Genomic DNA, 18,642 nt, shown 5'->3' with positions numbered 1-18,642 from the left:
CAAGATGAGTGATATCAAACAGTTACTCCGTATAAGCCGTACCATCTGGATAGGCGGGCTATTGATGGCATGGGCACTGACGGGTGCCTTTGCCCAACAGCCGGTGCCGCCAGCCGTATCGGCCAGTTGCGACTACGTCAGTGAACCGGCAACGGTATCGCTGACGGTCGCCAATATACCGGCGGGCTATACCACCACGTACCTGCTGGTCGACCGGGTGACGGGGGCCATTGTGCAGGCTAATGCTTCGGCTCCTACGTTTACCAACGTACCCAGAGGCCTGTATTATGCCGTGGCGGCGCATTACAAAGGTCTGCTCGTTGATGCGACCGCCGGTAAACTGATTTCGGGGGTTTACGAATCCAGTGCCTGCCTGACCTACTCGGCGGCGTTGCCGGTACGGGTGTGTGCGGCACCGGGTAGCTGCGACTTCGCCAGTGCGCCAATCAGTGTTACGTTTACTGTTGCCAGTTTACCAGTGGGGGTTACCACCACCTATGTCCTGGTCGATGAGGCTACGAATCTGATTGTGCAAACCGGCATTACCACCAGTTTTGCCAGCGTACCGGCGGGCGATTACGCCATCACGGCCGTTCATTACAGTGGTTCGCTGACGGGCTTAACGCCGGGAAACAGCCTGTACGACATCACCACCAACCAGGCAAACTGTTTCGGCGTGTCGAACACGGTACGGGTACGGGTGTGCGAGGCACCACTGTCTATCGTCATTACCGGACCTGCTGACGGGGCAACCGTAGCGAGCCTGAATCCCCCTATTTCGGGAACGGCCACACCGGGCAGCAATGTCACGGTGCTTGGGCCGAACAGCCAGACCTGCATCACGGTAGCGGCCACACCCAGCGGAGCCTGGACCTGCACCAGCCTTACGTTTACGAATGGCCCACAGAGCGTTACGGCTATTCCCAGCCTGAGCGGCGTAACCGGCACCCCGGTAGTCAATAGCTTCACGGTCAATGCCTGTTCGCTCAGCGTGGTGACTACTTCGCTAACGAGTGCCACCGTGGGGCAGCCCTACAGCCAGACCATCGCCACAACGGGAGGGACCGCTCCCCTCTCGTTTTCCGTCATTGACCGTAACCTGCCCAACCTCTTCACCCTTGACCCCACCACGGGGGTCATTGCCGGGACAACCAATAGCACTAGTTACGGGCCGTTTACCATTCAGGTTACCGATGCCAATGGCTGCACCGCTACGGCGGGCCTGAATCTGACCGTTGTTTGTAACGTGCTGACGATGACCCCGGCCACCCTGCCTAATGGACAGGTTGGCGTGGCCTATAGCCAGACGTTTGTGGCCTCGGGTGGCGTGGCTCCTTATCACTATGGCCGAACGGCCGGTACGCTGCCCACCAGCCTGAGCATAAACCTGACTACGGGCGTGTTGAGCGGTACACCTACCGTGGCGGGTACGTTTAGTTTCACGGCCTATGGCAATGATGATAACGATTGCGATACTGATTTCAGCTACACGATTACCATCAGTGCAGCCGCTGCCCCAACAGTAGCGATTCTCTCTCCGGCTGATAACGGAACGGCCACCACCACGCCCACCATTTCGGGAACGGCCACGCCATTGGCCAGTGTGACGGTGCTGGCTCCGGGCGGGCAGTCGTGTATAACAACAGCCTCTGCCTCAGGTACGTATGCCTGTTCGAGTCTAACGTTTGCGGCGGGGCCGCAGAGTGTGACAGCCATAGCTAGTGATGCCGGGGTTGCATCAACGCCAGCGGTGAGCAATTTTACCGTCGTTGGCCCTGCCAGTCTGACGGTGGCCCCCACGGGTCCGCTGACGACGACCGCCCCGGTAGTGTCGGGAACGGCCACGCCGGGTAGTCTGGTGACGATCACCGATCCGCTGGGTGCTACGCTGTGTGCGACTACGGCTTCGGCCTCCGGTACGTTCTCGTGCAGCGTGAGTGTGCCGGTTGGGCCAAACACCCTGACGGTGACGGCCTGTACAACGGGCGGCTGTTCAACGACCACCACCAGCTTCACCATATCTATCGACAGCGACGGCGACGGCGTTGCCGACCAGGACGACCTCGACGACGACAACGACGGTATTCTGGATACTGACGAGAACTGCATCACCCAGCAGGTATCGAAGACCGGCGTACTCGCTTATGTCGGCATACCATCCTACGGAGTCTCGACCAACATGGGACCCCCTATGCCCGACTTCAGCACCTTTGGCAACGCGGCCAACCTGGTAGACGGTCTGCAGGAACTGAATTTTGGCTACAGACAAACCAGCGGAGCGGCCTTTGCCGGTCTGTCTGTCATCGGGCTGACCTTCCCCACAGCCAGGGTGCTGACAGGCATTGAACTGAGTATTACCTTCGGCGGCTCGTTCCTCTCGAGTGATGCAGTGGTGGCCGTTCAGGGCCGAAATGGTGGCAACGGCCCCTGGGCCGACATTGTCGCCTCGCTGACCGTGGCCGGGCCTGGTCCGTCGCCCAACGGCAGTCAGACGGTGAAGTTTCCCTTCCCGACCAACACCACGGCGTATACCGAATACCAGGTGGTGGGCGTATCGGGCGGCACGGTCATTGGTCCGTGGGTGCTGGAGGCTTACATGAGTGGCCCCTGCAATTATGACCTCGACAACGACGGCATCGCCAACACGCTCGACCTGGATGCTGACGGCGACGGTTGCCCCGATGTCATCGAAGGCGGCGGAACCTTCAAAGCAATCAATCTGGTCAACTCGGCCCTGCCGGGTGGCAACAGCGGGCCAGGCTATACGGGTACATCGACCGGGCCGGTCACGAAAAACCTGGGCAATACGGTGGGCAGCACGGGCATACCGATCCTGGCGGGCACGGGCCAGAGCCTTGGCCAGAGCGCGAATGGCGCGGTTCAGGACCCGGATTGTTCGTCGCCCCCAACGGTAGCGATTCTGAGTCCGGCGGACAACGCGACGCAACCCGCCGGGGTGAATGTGGTGAGTGGTACGGCCACGGCGGGCAGCACGGTGACACTGACGGCCAGCAACGGCAACAGTGTCACGGCTTTGGCCTCGCCAACGGGTACGTATGCGGTCACCATGCCGACTGCCTTTATGGCCGGCCTGAACACGGTCACAGCGGTAGCAGGTAACACGGGCGGTACGTCATCGCCAGCGGTCAGCACCTTTACGGTCGTGGCTCCGCCGAGTTTGACGGTCGCCCAGCCTGTGCCGGGTCCGCTGACACAACTTGTGTCGGGAACGGCCACGCCGGGTAGCCCGATTGTCATTACGGGTCCCGGTCCGGCCACCTTGTGTACAACCACAGCTTCCGCATCCGGTACGTTCTCGTGTCCTGTAACCCTGACAGCCGGGGTTACGTCGGTGACGGTGACGGCCTCAGGTCCGGGTGGTACGGTGACGCAGGGCGTGAGCCTAACGGCCCTCGACCCGCCTACAATTGCCATTCTCTCACCAGCCCATAACAGTACGGCTACTACGACGCCTGCCATTTCGGGAACGGCCACGCCATTGGCTTCGGTTACCGTGCTGGCTCCGGGTGGGCAGTCGTGTATAACGACCGCCTCGGCTTCAGGTACGTATGCCTGTAACAGCCTGACCTTTGCGGCGGGTCCGCAGAGTGTGACCGCCACGGTGAGCAACCCAGGCGGTACAGCGACGGATGTGACTACCTTCACGGTCGTTGGGCCACCCAGTTTGACAGTGGCTCAGCCCCTGATACCAGGACCGCTGACCCAGCCCATTTCGGGAACGGCTACGCCCGGTGCAGTGATCGCCATTACCGATCCAGCCGGGGCCACGCTCTGCGCCACGGCCGCTTCGGCTTCAGGTACGTTCGTCTGTCCGGTAACGGTAACTACGGGGGTTACGCCTCTCACGGTGACGGCTACCACGCCTGGTGGCACGGCTACTCAGCCCGTAACCCTGACAGCTCTGGCTCTGCCTGCAGTAGCCATTTTCTCGCCCGCCGATAATACCACCCAGCCTGCCGGGGTGAACCTGGTGAGCGGTACGGCCACGGCGGGCAGCACGGTGACGCTAACGGCCAGCAACGGCAATAGTGTCACGGCCCTGGCCTCGCCAACAGGCACGTATACGGCCACCATGCCCACAGTCTTTACCACGGGTGTGAACACGGTAACGGCGAGTACCAGCAACGCGGGCGGCACCAGTAGCCCGGCTATGACCACCTTCACGGTAGTAGCTCCGCCTACAGTGGCTATCAATACGCCTGCCCCCGGAACGCTGGCTTCGCTCAACCCGCCCATATCGGGTACGGCTACGCCAGGTAGCAGCGTCACGGTGAGCGCACCGGGCAATACGCCCTGTGTGGTTACAGCCGCCAATGATGGGTCTTATACCTGTACCAGCCTGACCTTTGTTGCTGGTCCCGCGAGCATAACGGCTCAAGCGGGCAGTCCGGCGGGCGTATCTGGTCCGGTAGTGAATGCGTTTACGGCGGTAGCCCCGCCCACGATTGCCATTCTGTCGCCCGCCGATAATGGGACTGTTACGGCCACACCCACGGTGTCGGGAACCGCCACGCCGTTGGCTAGTGTCACGGTGCTTGGCCCCAATAGCCAGTCATGCGTGACAACGGCCTCTGCGTCAGGTACGTATGCCTGCTCGAGTTTAACCTTTGCGGCTGGCCCCGCCAGCGTAACGGCTGTGGCTACCAACGCGGGGGGCACGAGTACGCCAGCCGTGAGTAGCTTTACCGTTACAGACTGCTCATCCGTGACGGTGGCCATTATGCCTACTTCCGTAACGGTTTGCCTAACCAGTACCCTTGCCTTAACGGCGATTGGTCCCCTCAATGGAACCTATACCTGGACCGGGACAGGGCTGACGCAAACGACGGGCCAATCGGTTATCTTATCATCGCCTGTGGCTGGCTCAGCCATCTACGCGGTCACTCTTTCGGTATCAGGCTGTGTAACGTCAGCGTCTGCCGTTGTAACGGCCACTGCGCTGGCCTGTCCGCCAACAGTCGCCATAACCACGCCTGCTAACGTCACTACGACGGTTTCACCTGTTATTTCAGGAACAGCTACGCCCAATGCGGTAGTAACCCTGACGGGTAGCCCCGGCAGTCTGGGTGGGCCGGTGAGCGTAACGGCCAGTCCAACGGGCGTTTACTCGACGTCGGCCCTGACCTTCCCGGCTGGTCCGGCCAGCGTGACGGCCGTGGCGGTGAACGCAGGCGGCACCAGTACGCCAGCCCTTACGAGCTTCACGGCCGTTGGTTCGCCCAGTCTGACGGTGAGCTCGCCGGTGAATGTGTCGACCACCACCACGCCGACCATTGCCGGTACGGCCACGCCCGGTAGTACTATTGCCATTACGGGACCCGGTCCGCTGACCTTGTGTACGACCACGGCCTCGGCTTCAGGGACCTTCGCCTGTGGGCTGACCACGCCACTGCCGGAAGGGCCAAACACCCTGACGGTGACGGCTACCACTCCCGGTGGCCGCACTTCGCTACCTGTTACCTTCACCAGCGTCGCTCCACCCACGGTAGCCATTCTCTCGCCAGCCAATAACAGCACGGCTACTACGACGCCCACGGTGTCGGGTACGGCCACACCGCTGGCCAGTGTGACGGTGCTTGGTCCCAACAGTCAGTGGTGCGTCACGACGGCTTCGGCCTCGGGTACGTTCGCCTGTTCGAGCCTGACGTTTGCGGCGGGCCCGCAGAGCGTGACGGCCGTGGTGAGTACGCCCGGTGGCAGGGCTACGGATGTGACCACGTTCACGGCGGTGCCGCCAGCGGGGGCACAGTTCCCCCTGGTGACGCCGGATATTGCCAACACCGCACCGGGTAAGGCCGTGAGCGGCAATGTGCTGACCAACGATACGGACCCGCAGGGGTTACCGTTGACGGCGACTTTGTTGAGCCCGCCAGCGGTAGGTATAGTGACGATGACCCAAACAGGTAGCTACACCTACAGTCCGCCGACTGGCTTCACGGGGACGATAAGTTTCTGTTACGCCGCCAGTAATACGGCGGGTCTGAGTGCCAGCACCTGTGTGACCATCAATGTCAATCCTGATCCGTCACCACTAGCGAACGACCGACCCATTGCCAACAACGATGCCACCCAAACCACAGCAGGTACGTCGGTAACGGTTGTAGTGCTGGCCAACGACACGGACCCTGACAGTGCGACGACATTGAATGGGCAACTCAGTAATCCAACGATTCTGACTCAGCCAGGCACGGGTACGGCCCTGGTGAATGCCAACGGCACGGTGAGCTACACGCCGCCAGCGGGCTTCACGGGGGTAGTCAACTTCCCCTATCAGGTGTGTGACAAAGCCACGCCAGCCTTGTGTGCGACGGCGGTGGTGAGTATCGACGTGTTGCCAACTCCACCAGTCGGCACAACGCTTGCGCCCGTGGCGATTGATGATGCGTTGATCGCTCAACTCAATACGCCTGCATCGGGCACGGTGTCGACCAACGACAGCGATCCGGCTGGGTTACCGCTGACCTACACAGCAGGCCAGCCGACGTCAGGTACGGTGGTGATGTCGCCAACCGGCAGCTATACGTATGCCCCGGCTCCTGGGTACGCTGGTCCCGACAGTTTCACCTACAGCGTCTGCAACAGTGCCGGGAAGTGCGATGTGGCCACGGTGAGTGTGCAGGTGCAGTTGCCCCTCAACCTGCCACCGAGCGTAACGCCAGATGTAAATACGTTTATTCCGGGTACGCCAACGGCTGGTAATGTGCTGACCAACGACAAAGACCCCGAAGGTCAGTCCCTGACGGCTTCTGTCATCGGTACCCCACCATCGGGCTTTACCCTGAGTCCTGACGGCAGCTATACCTACACCTCGCCGACCAGCCAAACGGCACCCGTAACGGTTCCGATTCAGGTCTGTGACGGTAGTACACCGCCTGCCTGCACCACAACGGTGTTGACCCTGACGCCGGTGCCAACGCCAACGCCCGCTAATGATGCGCCAGTTGCGCTCAGCGATGCCACCCGGACAACGGCTGGCGTATCGACGACGGTGAATGTGCTGGGCAATGACAAAGACCCCGAAGGCCAGCCGTTGAGTAACCCGCTCATGGTGAGTGGCCCAACGAATGGCACGGCCAGCGTGAATCCCGACGGGACGATCACCTATACGCCTGCGGGTAGCTTTACGGGAGTCGATCAGGTGACCTACCGGGTGTGCGATACCGGCTCACCAGTGCTGTGTACCACCGCCGTAGTAACGTTCACGGTTGATCCAACGCCGCCCGTCAGTGCAACGAACCTGGCACCAGTGGCTATTGACGATCAACTGCTGACGACGAAAAACAGCCCTGCGACGGGCACGGTGGCGGCCAACGACAGCGACCCCAATGCGGGTCAGTCGCTGGTGTTTGCCAAACTGACTAATCCGGCCAACGGGACGGTTGTCTTCTCGCCAACGGGTAGCTACAGTTATGTACCGGCCGCGGGTTTTGTGGGCACCGATCACTTCACCTATCAGGTGTGCGATACCGGTTCGCCGATCTTATGTACGCCAGCTACCGTCTACATTACTGTCAGCGCCCCAGCGAATCAGTCGCCGCTGGTCACGCCCGACTTCACGGATGTGATCGTGGGGGTGCCGGCCACGGGTAATGTGCTGACCAACGACCATGACCCCGAAGGCAGTCCGCTCACGGCCAGTGTCATTGGTAGTCCGCCACCGGGGCTGACGCTCTCGCCCGATGGCAGCTACACCTACACCGCTCCAGTGGGCACCACCGCTCCGGTGAGTGTGCCCATCCAGGTCTGCGATGGGGCCACCCCACCCGCCTGCGCCACCACGACGCTGACGCTGCTCCCCGTTCCGGTGGCTAACCCAGCTACCAACGATGCGCCCATCGCCAACCCCGATACGCCCAAAACGACTACTGGCGTGCCGCTAATCGTAGCGGTACTGGCCAACGATGTGGACCCCGAAGGCCAACCCCTGTCGAATCCGGTGATCGTGACTCAGCCCACCCACGGTACGGCCCTGGTGAACCCCGATGGTACGGTCAGTTACACCCCAACGGCAGGCTATACGGGCACCGACCAATTGACCTACTCGGTCTGTGACGGCGGTACGTCACCGGCCTGTGCGACAGCCCTGGTCACCTTCACCATCGACCCCACCCCACCGGTGGGTGTGAGCAACACAGCTCCTGTGGCCCTGGATGATGCCCTGCTGACCCAGCGGGGGGTGAGTGCCACGGCGACGGTAGCGGCCAACGACAGCGACCCGCAAGGTCAGCCGCTGGTGTTCAGCAAGCTGAGTGATCCGGTGAGTGGCACGGTGGTGTTCTCTCCGACGGGTAGTTACACGTATGTACCGGGGGCGGGCTTTGTGGGCAGCGAGCAGTTCACCTATCAGGTGTGCGACAATGCCTCGCCGACGCTCTGCACCACGGCCACCGCTCACCTCACCGTGCAGCCAGCAGTTGAGACGTTATCGCCAGTAGCTACGTCTGATATTGCTAACACCAACGTCAACGTACCGGCCACAGGCAATGTGCTGACCAACGATATCGATCCACAGGGTAGTCCGTTGACGGCTTCCGTGATAACACAGCCTACGGCGGGAACCGTCTCGATGCTATCGGATGGGACGTATGTTTACACCCCACCAACTGACTTTACGGGGACAACGGGCTTCTGCTACTCCGTAACGAACAGTGCTGGCTTGAGTTCAAGCGCCTGTGTGTCGATCAATGTCAACCCGGTTCCTTCACCGACAGCTAATGATCGGCCTATAGCCAATAATGACAATACCCAGACGACGTCGGGGCAGAGTCTGACGATTGCAGTGCTGGCCAACGACACGGACCCTGACAGTGCGACGACGTTGAATGGGCAACTCAATAATCCAACGATTCTGGCTCAGCCAGCCACAGGCACCGCCCTGGTGAATGCCAACGGCACGATAAGTTACACGCCGCCAGCGGGCTATACGGGGGTAGTCAGCTTCCCCTACCAGGTGTGCGACAAAGCCACTACGCCTCTGTGTGCCACGGCCCTGGTGACAGTAGACGTTCAGCCAACACCGCCGGTGGGGACAACCCTGGCTCCGGTAGCGTTGGACGATGCGTTACTGGTGCGTATCAATACGCCGAAGGCGGGTGATGTGTCGACGAATGACACGGATCCGGCTGGTTTACCACTGACCTATACAAGTGGCCAACCAGCGAGTGGAACGGTGGTGATGTCGCCAACGGGTGCCTACACCTACACACCCGCTGCTGGGTACGTTGGCCCGGACAACTTCCTGTATCTGGCTTGTAACAGTGCGGGTAAATGTGATGTAGCTACCGTAAGCCTACTGGTTCAGCCAGCAGCGAATCAGTCGCCGCTGGTCACGCCCGACTTTACGGATGTGATCGTGGGGGTGCCAGCCACAGGCAATGTGCTGACCAACGACCATGACCCCGAAGGCAGTCCGCTTACGGCCAGTGTCATTGGTAGTCCCCCACCGGGGCTGACGCTCTCGCCCGATGGTAGCTACACCTACACCGCTCCAGTGGGCACCACCGCTCCGGTGAGTGTGCCCATCCAGGTCTGCGATGGGGCTACCCCACCCGCCTGCGCCACCACGACGCTGACGCTGCTCCCCGTTCCGGTGGCTAACCCAGCTACCAACGATGCGCCCATTGCCAACCCCGATACGCCCAGGACAACCGTGGGTGTGCCGCTAATGGTAGCGGTACTGGCCAACGATGTGGACCCCGAAGGTCAGCCCCTGTCGAATCCGGTGATCGTGACTCAGCCCACCCACGGTACGGCCCTGGTGAACCCCGATGGTACGGTCAGTTACACCCCAACGGCAGGCTATACGGGCACCGACCAATTGACCTACTCGGTCTGTGACGGCGGTACGTCACCGGCCTGTGCGACAGCCCTGGTCACCTTCACCATCGACCCCACCCCACCGGTGGGTGTGAGCAACACAGCTCCTGTGGCCCTGGATGATGCCCTGCTGACCCAGCGGGGGGTGAGTGCCACGGCGACGGTAGCGGCCAACGACAGCGACCCGCAAGGTCAGCCGCTGGTGTTCAGCAAGCTGAGTGATCCGGTGAGTGGCACGGTGGTGTTCTCTCCGACGGGTAGTTACACGTATGTACCGGGGGCGGGCTTTGTGGGCAGCGAGCAGTTCACCTATCAGGTGTGCGACAATGCCTCACCGACGCTCTGCACCACGGCCACTGCTCACCTCACCGTACAGCCAGCAACACCGCCGACGGTAGCCATTCTCTCACCAACGGAAGGAGGCACGGCTACGACCACACCCACGGTGTCGGGAACAGCTACGCCGCTGGCCAGCGTGACGGTGCTTGGCCCTAACAGTCAGTCGTGCGTCACGACGGCCTCGGCCTCAGGTACGTTCGCCTGTTCGAGCCTGATCTTCCCGGCAGGTCCGCAGAGCGTAACGGCTGTAGTGTCAACGCCTGATGGTACGGCTACGGATGTGAATACGTTCACGGTAGTAGGGCCGGCCTCCTTGACGGTCGCGCCGACAGGGCCTTTAACGACGACCGCTCCAGTGATTTCAGGCACGGCCACGCCGGGTAGCCTGGTGACCATCACTGGTCCTGGCCCGGTGACGCTTTGCAGCACGACGGCTTCGGCCTCGGGTACGTTCGCCTGCCCGGTATCCGTGTCTGCCGGACCAACTACCCTGACCGTCACGGCTTGCCTGTCGGGCGGTTGTTCAACGACCACCACCAGCTTCACGGCCATCGCTCCGCCCACGGTAGCCATTCTCTCGCCAGCCAATAACAGCACGGCGGCTACCACACCCACGATTTCGGGCACGGCTACGCCTAATGCGGTAGTAACCCTGACGGGTAGCCCCGGCAGTCTGGGTGGGCCGGTGAGCGTAACGGCCAGTCCAACGGGTGCTTACTCGACGTCGGCCCTGACCTTCCCGGCTGGTCCGGCCAGTGTGACGGCCGTGGCGGTGAACGCAGGCGGCACCAGTACGCCAGCCCTTACGAGCTTCACGGCCGTTGGTCCGCCCAGTCTGACGGTGAGCTCGCCGGTGAATGTGTCGACCACCACCACGCCGACCATTGCCGGCACGGCCACGCCCGGTAGCACTATTGCCATCACCGATCCGTTGGGGGCCACACTTTGTACGACCACGGCCTCGGCTTCAGGGACCTTCGCCTGTGGGCTGACCACGCCACTGCCGGAAGGGCCAAACACCCTGACGGTGACGGCTACCACTCCCGGTGGCCGCACTTCGCTACCCGTTACCTTCACCAGCGTCGCCCCACCCACGGTAGCCATTCTCTCACCCGCGGATAACGGCACGGCTACGACCACGCCCACGGTGTCGGGAACGGCCACACCGCTGGCCAGTGTGACGGTGCTTGGTCCCAACAGTCAGTGGTGCGTCACGACGGCTTCGGCCTCGGGTACGTTCGCCTGCTCGAGCCTGACGTTTGCGGCGGGCCTGCAGAGTGTGACGGCCGTGGTGAGTACGCCCGGTGGCAGGGCTACGGATGTGACCATGTTTACGGCTGTTGGCCCCGCCGCTTCGTTACCCCCCCTGGTGACGCCGGATATTGCCAACACCGCACCGGGTAAGGCCGTGAGCAGCAATGTACTGACCAACGATACGGACCCGCAGGGGTTACCGTTGACGGCGAGCTTGATTAGTCAGCCAGGGGCAGGGACAGTAACGCTCTCGCCAACCGGCAGCTACACCTATACGCCACCCGTCGGCTTTACCGGAACGGTCAGCTTCTGTTACGCCGCCTCAAGCACGGCGGGCCTGAGTGCCAGCACCTGTGTGAGCGTGAATGTAGCGCCAGACCCTGTGTTGACGGCCAATAACCCGCCTGTTGCCAATAATGACAACACCCAGACAACAGCGGGCATACCGGTAACGATTGTGGTACTGGCCAACGACACGGACCCTGACAGTGCGACGACGTTGAATGGGCAGTTGAGCCACCCGGTGATTCTGTCGCCACCGGCTGTAGGCACCGCCCTGGTGAATGCCACCGGCACGGTGAGCTACACGCCGCCAGCGGGCTTCACGGGGGTAGTCAGCTTCCCCTATCAGGTGTGCGACAAAGCCACTACGCCTCTGTGTGCCACGGCCCTGGTGACAGTAGACGTTCAGCCAACGCCGCCGGTAGGAACGACCCTGGCACCGGTGGCCCTTGATGATGCGTTGATCGCCCAAGTCAACACACCAAAATCAGGCACGGTGTCGGCCAACGACAGCGATCCGGCTGGTTTACCGCTGACCTACACGAGTGGCCAACCGATCAGTGGCACGGTGGTGATGAGTCCGACGGGTGCCTACACCTATACGCCCGCTGCTGGGTACGTTGGCCCGACCAGCTTCAGCTATGCTGTCTGCAACAGTGCTGGCCAGTGCGATTTGGCCACGGTGAGTGTGCTGGTGCAGCAACCCGTCGACCCTGCTGCCCTGGTGTTGCGGTTGAAGGTGCTGTTGCAGGGCGCATTGATTGGTGGTACCAATAACCTGATGCGCGATGATCTGCGGAGCCAGCAATTCCTGCCCTTGACCGAACCCTACTCGGCTATGGGAGGTGTCCGCTTCACCCATGTCAATGGAGGCGGTGGCGAGACCATGCCTGCCAGCGTAACGGCCCAGAATGTGGGTACTGGTGACGCGATCGTTGACTGGGTGTTTGTGGAACTCCGTGATCCGAGCAATCTGTCGCTGGTGGTGGCAACGCGGTCGGCCCTGGTGCAGCGCGATGGTGACGTGGTGCTGGCCAGTGATGGTGTATCGCCGCTGAGCTTCCCGGGGATGACCGGTAGTTTCTACGTGAGTGTGAAACATCGTAACCACCTGGGTGTAATGACGGCTACCAGTGTTCCACTTTCAGTAACTGGTACGATTGTTGATTTCACGTCAAGTAGTTCCGCTCAAACCTGGAATAAAGTGGTCGGGGTATTTAACTACGAAGGCTGGGAGCAGACTACGGTTAATGGCAAACAGGCCCTGTGGGCGGGCGATGCCAACCACAATGGTAAGGTCAAATACCAGGGCACGGCCAATGACCTGATCTTGATTTTCTCTGAAGTGATCGGCGCACAGACCGGTAGTACGAACCCCTTGTATAACTACAACAATGCACTGGGGTACTATTTCGGGGATGTGAACATGGATGGCAAGGTCAAATACCAGGGAACGTCGAACGACACTTCGCTGATATTTACCAATGTGATTACCAATTACCAGACCAGTACGCAGATGAATAGTGCCCAACTGTACAACTTCGACTGGATGCTGGAACAGATTCCATAGTAACGGCCCGGGGGCATAGCCAGCCGCTATGCCCTCTTTTTTTTAACTATCTTTCAGTTACCACCATGAAAACGAGTTTTTTGGTATTGTGTTTGCTAAGTCTGGCGCTGACTGGCCTGGCCCAAACGGTTGATTACACGCTGCGCTACAACATTCCGCTGAGCCGGTATGAGGTGTATGCCAGGCCAACCTTCACGCAGACCCAGTACAATTGGGGCAGCGCTCAGGTGACCGTTGTCACACCGTCTGCAGTAGCCAACGTGGCCTTCACCATCAACAGCGTGGCCGCGGGTGGCTGGACCGACAATTCACAGGCTTACGGTGTGCTGGGCTCCGATTTTCACGGTGTTGGCTCCAACGGCCTGAAGGTCGATCTGACCACGGGAGTGGAAACGCTGCTCTTTACATTCGTATTGCCTGGGGGTGCCTGTTTGCCCGGTCTTCGCTTGTTCATCAACGGGTCAGATCCTGATTCGAGTGTGGCGGGAATGAACGGGGGCGACTTTGCCAATACCATGTACTCGGCCAACGACGCGCTGGGCCAGACCAACCTCTATCTGCAGAACTACGCCAACACAGGCACCACCTGTACGGCCTGTAATCTGACAGCGCCCACCCTAAGCAAATAACACCCATGTATACGAAACAAGCTTGTTCCTGGATACTGGGTGTATGCGTTTGGCTGTGCCTGACGGCTGCTTCGGCGCTGGCTGCGCCCCGTTCGGTGGGCACAACCGGCAGTTTGGTCACGGGCTGGCTAGCCGACTCGGATCTGGACGGTGTAGACGATGCCAGCGACTTATGCCCCGGTACACCCGGTGGTACTGCGGTGAACGACTACGGCTGCCCGCTGACCCTGGCCAGCTGCGACTACACGACCTCAACGGTGACCCTCACCAGCAGCGGCGGTAGCAGTGGCACGGCCGTTACAACCAGCTACGTGCTGGCTTCCAATACAGGAAGCATCCTCCAGATCAGCCCTATCGCCAGTTTCTCCGGCTTGAGTGGAACGGCCACGTATATGGCTGTGGCGCTTACCTACGAAGCACCCGTAACGGGCCTGTCGGTAGGCAATGCCCTGAGTGCCGTCTCGGCTTCCTGCTTCGACTGGTCAACGGCCCTGGTTTTTAAAGCCTGCGTGTCTTCGCCGCCGCCCGCTTCTCCCTGCGACTATCAGATTGGTCAGCTGATTACCTTTCAGAGCGCGGGTGGTAGCTCGGGGGCAGGGGTCAAAACCAGTTATGCACTCACCGACGCATCGGGCAAACTGGTGCGTATTGGGTCAACACCCTCGTTCAATTCTGCGGGATTAAGCAATGGCACGTATTCGGCCTATGCCATCACGTATACAGATGATAACAGCCTAGCCAATCTGGTGGTGAATGGGGCCAATACCATCGGTCAGGTAACGGCTAGTTGCCTGGCCTTGTCGCCGGCGCTGTCGCTAACGCTTTGCGGTGATTGTGTGGGGCAATGTTTACCACTGCTGGTGACTCGTGTCCGCTAAACGTAACTGGAAAGAACCAGACTCATGAAACAAGCGATCTTACTCGTACTGGGCTGGCTGATCAGTCCAGCCTTACTGGCTCAGTCGTCGCCTGAAATTTCGGTTCGGTTGTCGTTCAATGCGGCGGCGAATCGCTACGAGGTGATTGCCCGCGCTGGCTTTTCGGCGCGTAACTTTGCGTGGGGCCCGTCGCAGGTGTCGGTGGTATTGCCCGCCTCGCTGGCCGATCAACCGCTGTCGATCCGTAGCCTGCTGGCTGGTTCGTGGGCTGATAATTCGGCGGTGTTTGCGCCCGCTGCGGCGCCCACGGCAGACTTTCATGGCATTACCAGTCAGGGCGATAAGCTGGATCTGGTGGCGGGGCAGGATTATGTACTCTTCGATTTTGGGCTACAGCCCGGGTACGTTGATAAGGTACGGTTATACGACGAATCGAAAGATCCCAATTCGGCTCAGGCCGGGATGCAGGGCGGCGATTTTCGGAATTATATGTCGGATATTCAGGGGAATGATTACCTGAAAATAGACAGCCGGGTGGCCTCCCTGCTCATACTGGCCATAGAGGGCAACCAACCGGTCAGTGAAGCCGACAGCCTGAAAGTGGTGGCGTATCCCAACCCGAGTGTGGGCGGGAAATTTCGGCTGTACATGAAAGGTTTTGCGCCCGGTGAAACGGTTACCGTGAAACTGACGAATGCCAATGGGGTGGTGCTGCGCTCTTTTTCAGAGCGCGTAGCAACGCTGGCCGGCCGTGAGATTGACGGGAGCGAATTGGGCGGTTATTCGGTGCTGACAGTAGAGCGGAAAGATAAACCCGAGCGGATATCCCAGAAAATCTGGTTTCAGTAACCAGCCTTGTTGAACGTATAGAACAGCCATTGGCCACCTTATCCCGAGGGAGCCAATGGCTGTTTTTTGTGCCCTTGTCGGACCCCCGCCAGCTAATGTTCTAAAAGTGTCTGCCTATGTTCGCAATGTGTCTGGTTATGGAGCAACAACCCTGGGCGGCTGAACGTAATGATAAGTATTGTTTACTGTCACAGCTCGATTTATGCGTAGCCCTTTCAAGTCCGTTATCACAGCCATGGCCATTGGCTTTTTGGCCTTTTTCTCCTGTAAAAACACCGACACCACGGTAACACCCACCTCGGCAGCAGTCTCTGCGCTTTCGTGTGGGTCGGCCACCCTGTCAGCCACGGCTGCCAGCGGCACTGCCTATACGGGCACGGCTAGTGTACCCTATACGGGTGGCAATGGGTCCTCGTATGCTGCTGGTAGTGCCATCACGTCGACCGGTGTAACCGGGTTGAACGCTACGCTACAGGCAGGCACGCTGGCGAGCGGCGCGGGGAACCTGACCTACGCCATTAGCGGGACGCCTTCGGGCACGGGTACGGCTACGTTTGCACTCAGTTTTGGCGGTCAGACCTGTAGCCTTGCCTTAGCGGTTGGCGCACCGGGTTCAGGAACTACGTCGAGTGGCTCCAGCACCATTACCGGCGCGCTGGCCGCCACGGCCAGTGCCAATACGACCTGTGCAACAGCCACTGGCCTGGCCCGTGTTGTTTGCCTGGCCGAAGCGTTCAAGGCCACGTTAAGCAGCAGCCAGGTAGCAGCCATGCAGTTTACGTACAGTAAGACCAACGCGCAGAAATGGTCGAATCTGCCCGCTGCGCTCTCTGCCCGGATAGGCATCACGCTGGGTTCGCTCAACACTGTCCAGCTGGCGGCGTTTCGTGACCTGATGGTGGCTGTCTTGGCGATCAATACCACCGACGAAGGGTATGATGAGATGTTGGGTAATCTGGTAGCCGATGATTACCTGAACACGATCGGGGGCGGTTCTGCCTACGGAGCCGGTAATTTCTACATCTCGTTTCTGGGTACGCCCAGCACCAGCAGCCTGTGGGAGATCCTCTTCACCGGTCATCATTACACCCAGCCCTACACGTTCAATGCGGGCGTTCTGACTGGCGTTACGCCAGCGTTCCGGGGCGTTGAGCCGGCGGCTGCAGTGAGCGCCAACAACCGCAGCTACCAGCCTTTTGAACAGGAACGGCAGGTTTTCGCCGCCATGCTGTCGGGCCTGAGCAGTAGCGAACAGGCCACCGCCAAACTCGCAGGTACGTTTACCGACCTGGTGTTAGGTCCCGGTAAAGACAACCAGTTTCCCGCTACCAAACTGGGGGTCAAGGTTGGTAATCTGAGCGCAGCCGAGCAGGCGCTGGTGCTGAATGCCATCAAACTCTATGTCAATGACCTGGAGGCTACTACGGCAGCTACGATCCTGACCAAGTACACCGCCGAGTTAGCAGCGACCTACGTTGCCTACTCGGGTACAACAGCCGTTGCTTCGGCCAACGACTACGTTCGTATCGACGGCCCAAGTGTCTGGATCGAGTTCTCGTATCAGGGCGGCGTGATCATCAGAAACACGCCGCATCCGCATTCGGTCTGGCGCGATCACACCGGCGATTATGGCGGCAACTAAGCTATCGTTTCCGGGGCAACTAAAAAGCACACCCGGTGGCTCTCCATTCAGGCGGGTGCTGGGTGGTTTGCTGTGCCTGCTGGCTCTGTCAGGTACGTTGTTGGCCCACCCGATGCCCAATTCGGTGGTGCTGCTCACTGTGCATGCCCATCGGATCGAGGCGGACGTACAGATTCCGCTGAATGAACTACAGGCTGCGTTTGGCCATGCCGTCAATGATTCGGTCAAGGGGCTGATCACCCGGCTTGGTCCACAGTTGCAGGCTTATCTGACCCAGCATATCCAGGCACAAAGCCCTGATGGACGTACCTGGACCGTAACGGTAGGTACGCTGGCGGTGCAGGAAACCCAAAATCCGATCAACGGCACGTATCGCGAACTGACAGCCTCTATACGACTGGTGCCGCCTGCGGGCGCCGATGTTCGGCGGTTTATATTTCATTATGATGCCGTTCTGCATCAGGTGGTGACGCACAAAATACTGGTATCGGTCCGGCAGGATTGGGAACGGGGGCTGGTAACGGCAGAAACGCCCGCGCAGGTAGGCGTCATTGAGCTCGACATTGTGAATAACCAGGTACGACCGCTCACCGTCAATCTGGAAACGGGTAGTAGCTGGACCGGCTTTCGGGCAATGGTACAGCTCGGGATGCGGCATATTTCAGAAGGTACCGATCATTTGCTGTTTCTGCTGGCCTTGCTGCTTCCTGCCCCTTTGCTCGTTTCGGGTCGTCGGTGGGGGCGTTTTGGCGGGGTGCGTTATAGCCTGCGGCGGTTACTGCTCATTGTGACGGCCTTTACCGTTGGGCACTCGTTCACGCTGTTGCTGGGCGCTATGGGCTGGCTGCGTTTACCCGGACAGCCCGTTGAGGTGCTCATTGCGGTGTCTATCCTGGTGTCGGCTATTCACGCTCTACGGCCGCTCTTTCCGGGCCGTGAGCCGTGGGTGGCGGCTGGGTTTGGTCTGGTACATGGGCTGGCTTTTGCCAGTACACTGGCCAATCTACAGCTCGATACCGGCCCCATGGCGTTAAGTATCCTGGGCTTCAACCTGGGCATCGAACTTATGCAGGTGGGCATTATCGCGCTCGTTATCCCGTGGTTGATTTTATTAAGTCAGACGCCGTTTTACTGGTTTCTACGTAGCTCAGGGGCCGTTCTGGCTGGGGTGGCGGCTCTCGCCTGGGTAGCCGAACGGGTGTCGGGGCAGGCCAATGGGGTTACGGCGCTGGTTGAGCGGGTGGCTACGCTGGCTCCCTGGCTTTGCGTGGGGCTGGCCGTTATGGCCGTTGTGAGCTGGCGGTTCAACCGGATTCGCCCCGCCGCCTAGCGCGGTGCTACTTTCACGCATGGCTGACGCGT

The 18,642-nt window shown here is 60.3% G+C and carries 6 protein-coding genes; all 6 read left to right on the top strand.

Features of this window, described 5'->3' with window-relative positions:
• Window positions 1-4: 4 nt before the first annotated feature.
• The 6 genes from ACAW75_RS01505 to ACAW75_RS01480 all read left to right on the top strand — a co-directional run bounded on the left by ACAW75_RS01505 (window position 5) and on the right by ACAW75_RS01480 (window position 18,610).
• Entirely contained in the window at window positions 5-13,282 is a 13,278-nt protein-coding gene (locus ACAW75_RS01505; RefSeq protein WP_370726891.1) for an Ig-like domain-containing protein, read from the top strand.
• Window positions 13,283-13,347: 65 nt separating this feature from the next.
• Entirely contained in the window at window positions 13,348-13,911 is a 564-nt protein-coding gene (locus tag ACAW75_RS01500) for a hypothetical protein (protein ID WP_370726890.1), read from the top strand.
• A gap of 5 nt (window positions 13,912-13,916) precedes the next feature.
• Entirely contained in the window at window positions 13,917-14,789 is an 873-nt protein-coding gene (locus ACAW75_RS01495) for a hypothetical protein (RefSeq protein WP_370726889.1), read from the top strand.
• A 24-nt stretch (window positions 14,790-14,813) separates the two neighbouring features.
• Window positions 14,814-15,638, top strand: coding sequence for a type 1 periplasmic-binding domain-containing protein (locus ACAW75_RS01490; protein ID WP_370726888.1), 825 nt, complete (start codon window positions 14,814-14,816; stop codon window positions 15,636-15,638).
• A gap of 202 nt (window positions 15,639-15,840) precedes the next feature.
• On the top strand, window positions 15,841-17,280 hold the full coding sequence (locus tag ACAW75_RS01485; RefSeq protein WP_370726887.1) for a DUF3500 domain-containing protein: 1,440 nt from the start codon (window positions 15,841-15,843) through the stop codon (window positions 17,278-17,280).
• Window positions 17,267-18,610 (top strand): HupE/UreJ family protein, encoded by a 1,344-nt coding sequence (locus ACAW75_RS01480; RefSeq protein WP_370726886.1) that lies wholly within the window; start codon window positions 17,267-17,269, stop codon window positions 18,608-18,610. Before ACAW75_RS01485 ends, ACAW75_RS01480 begins: the two co-directional genes overlap by 14 nt.
• The last annotated feature ends 32 nt before the right edge of the window (window positions 18,611-18,642 follow it).

The organism is Fibrella arboris (assembly GCF_041321095.1).
In the GTDB taxonomy this organism is placed as follows: Bacteria; Bacteroidota; Bacteroidia; order Cytophagales; family Spirosomataceae; genus Fibrella; species Fibrella arboris.
The sequence above is the reverse complement of the archived record's forward strand: the minus strand, read 5'-3'. Positions and strand labels throughout refer to the sequence as shown.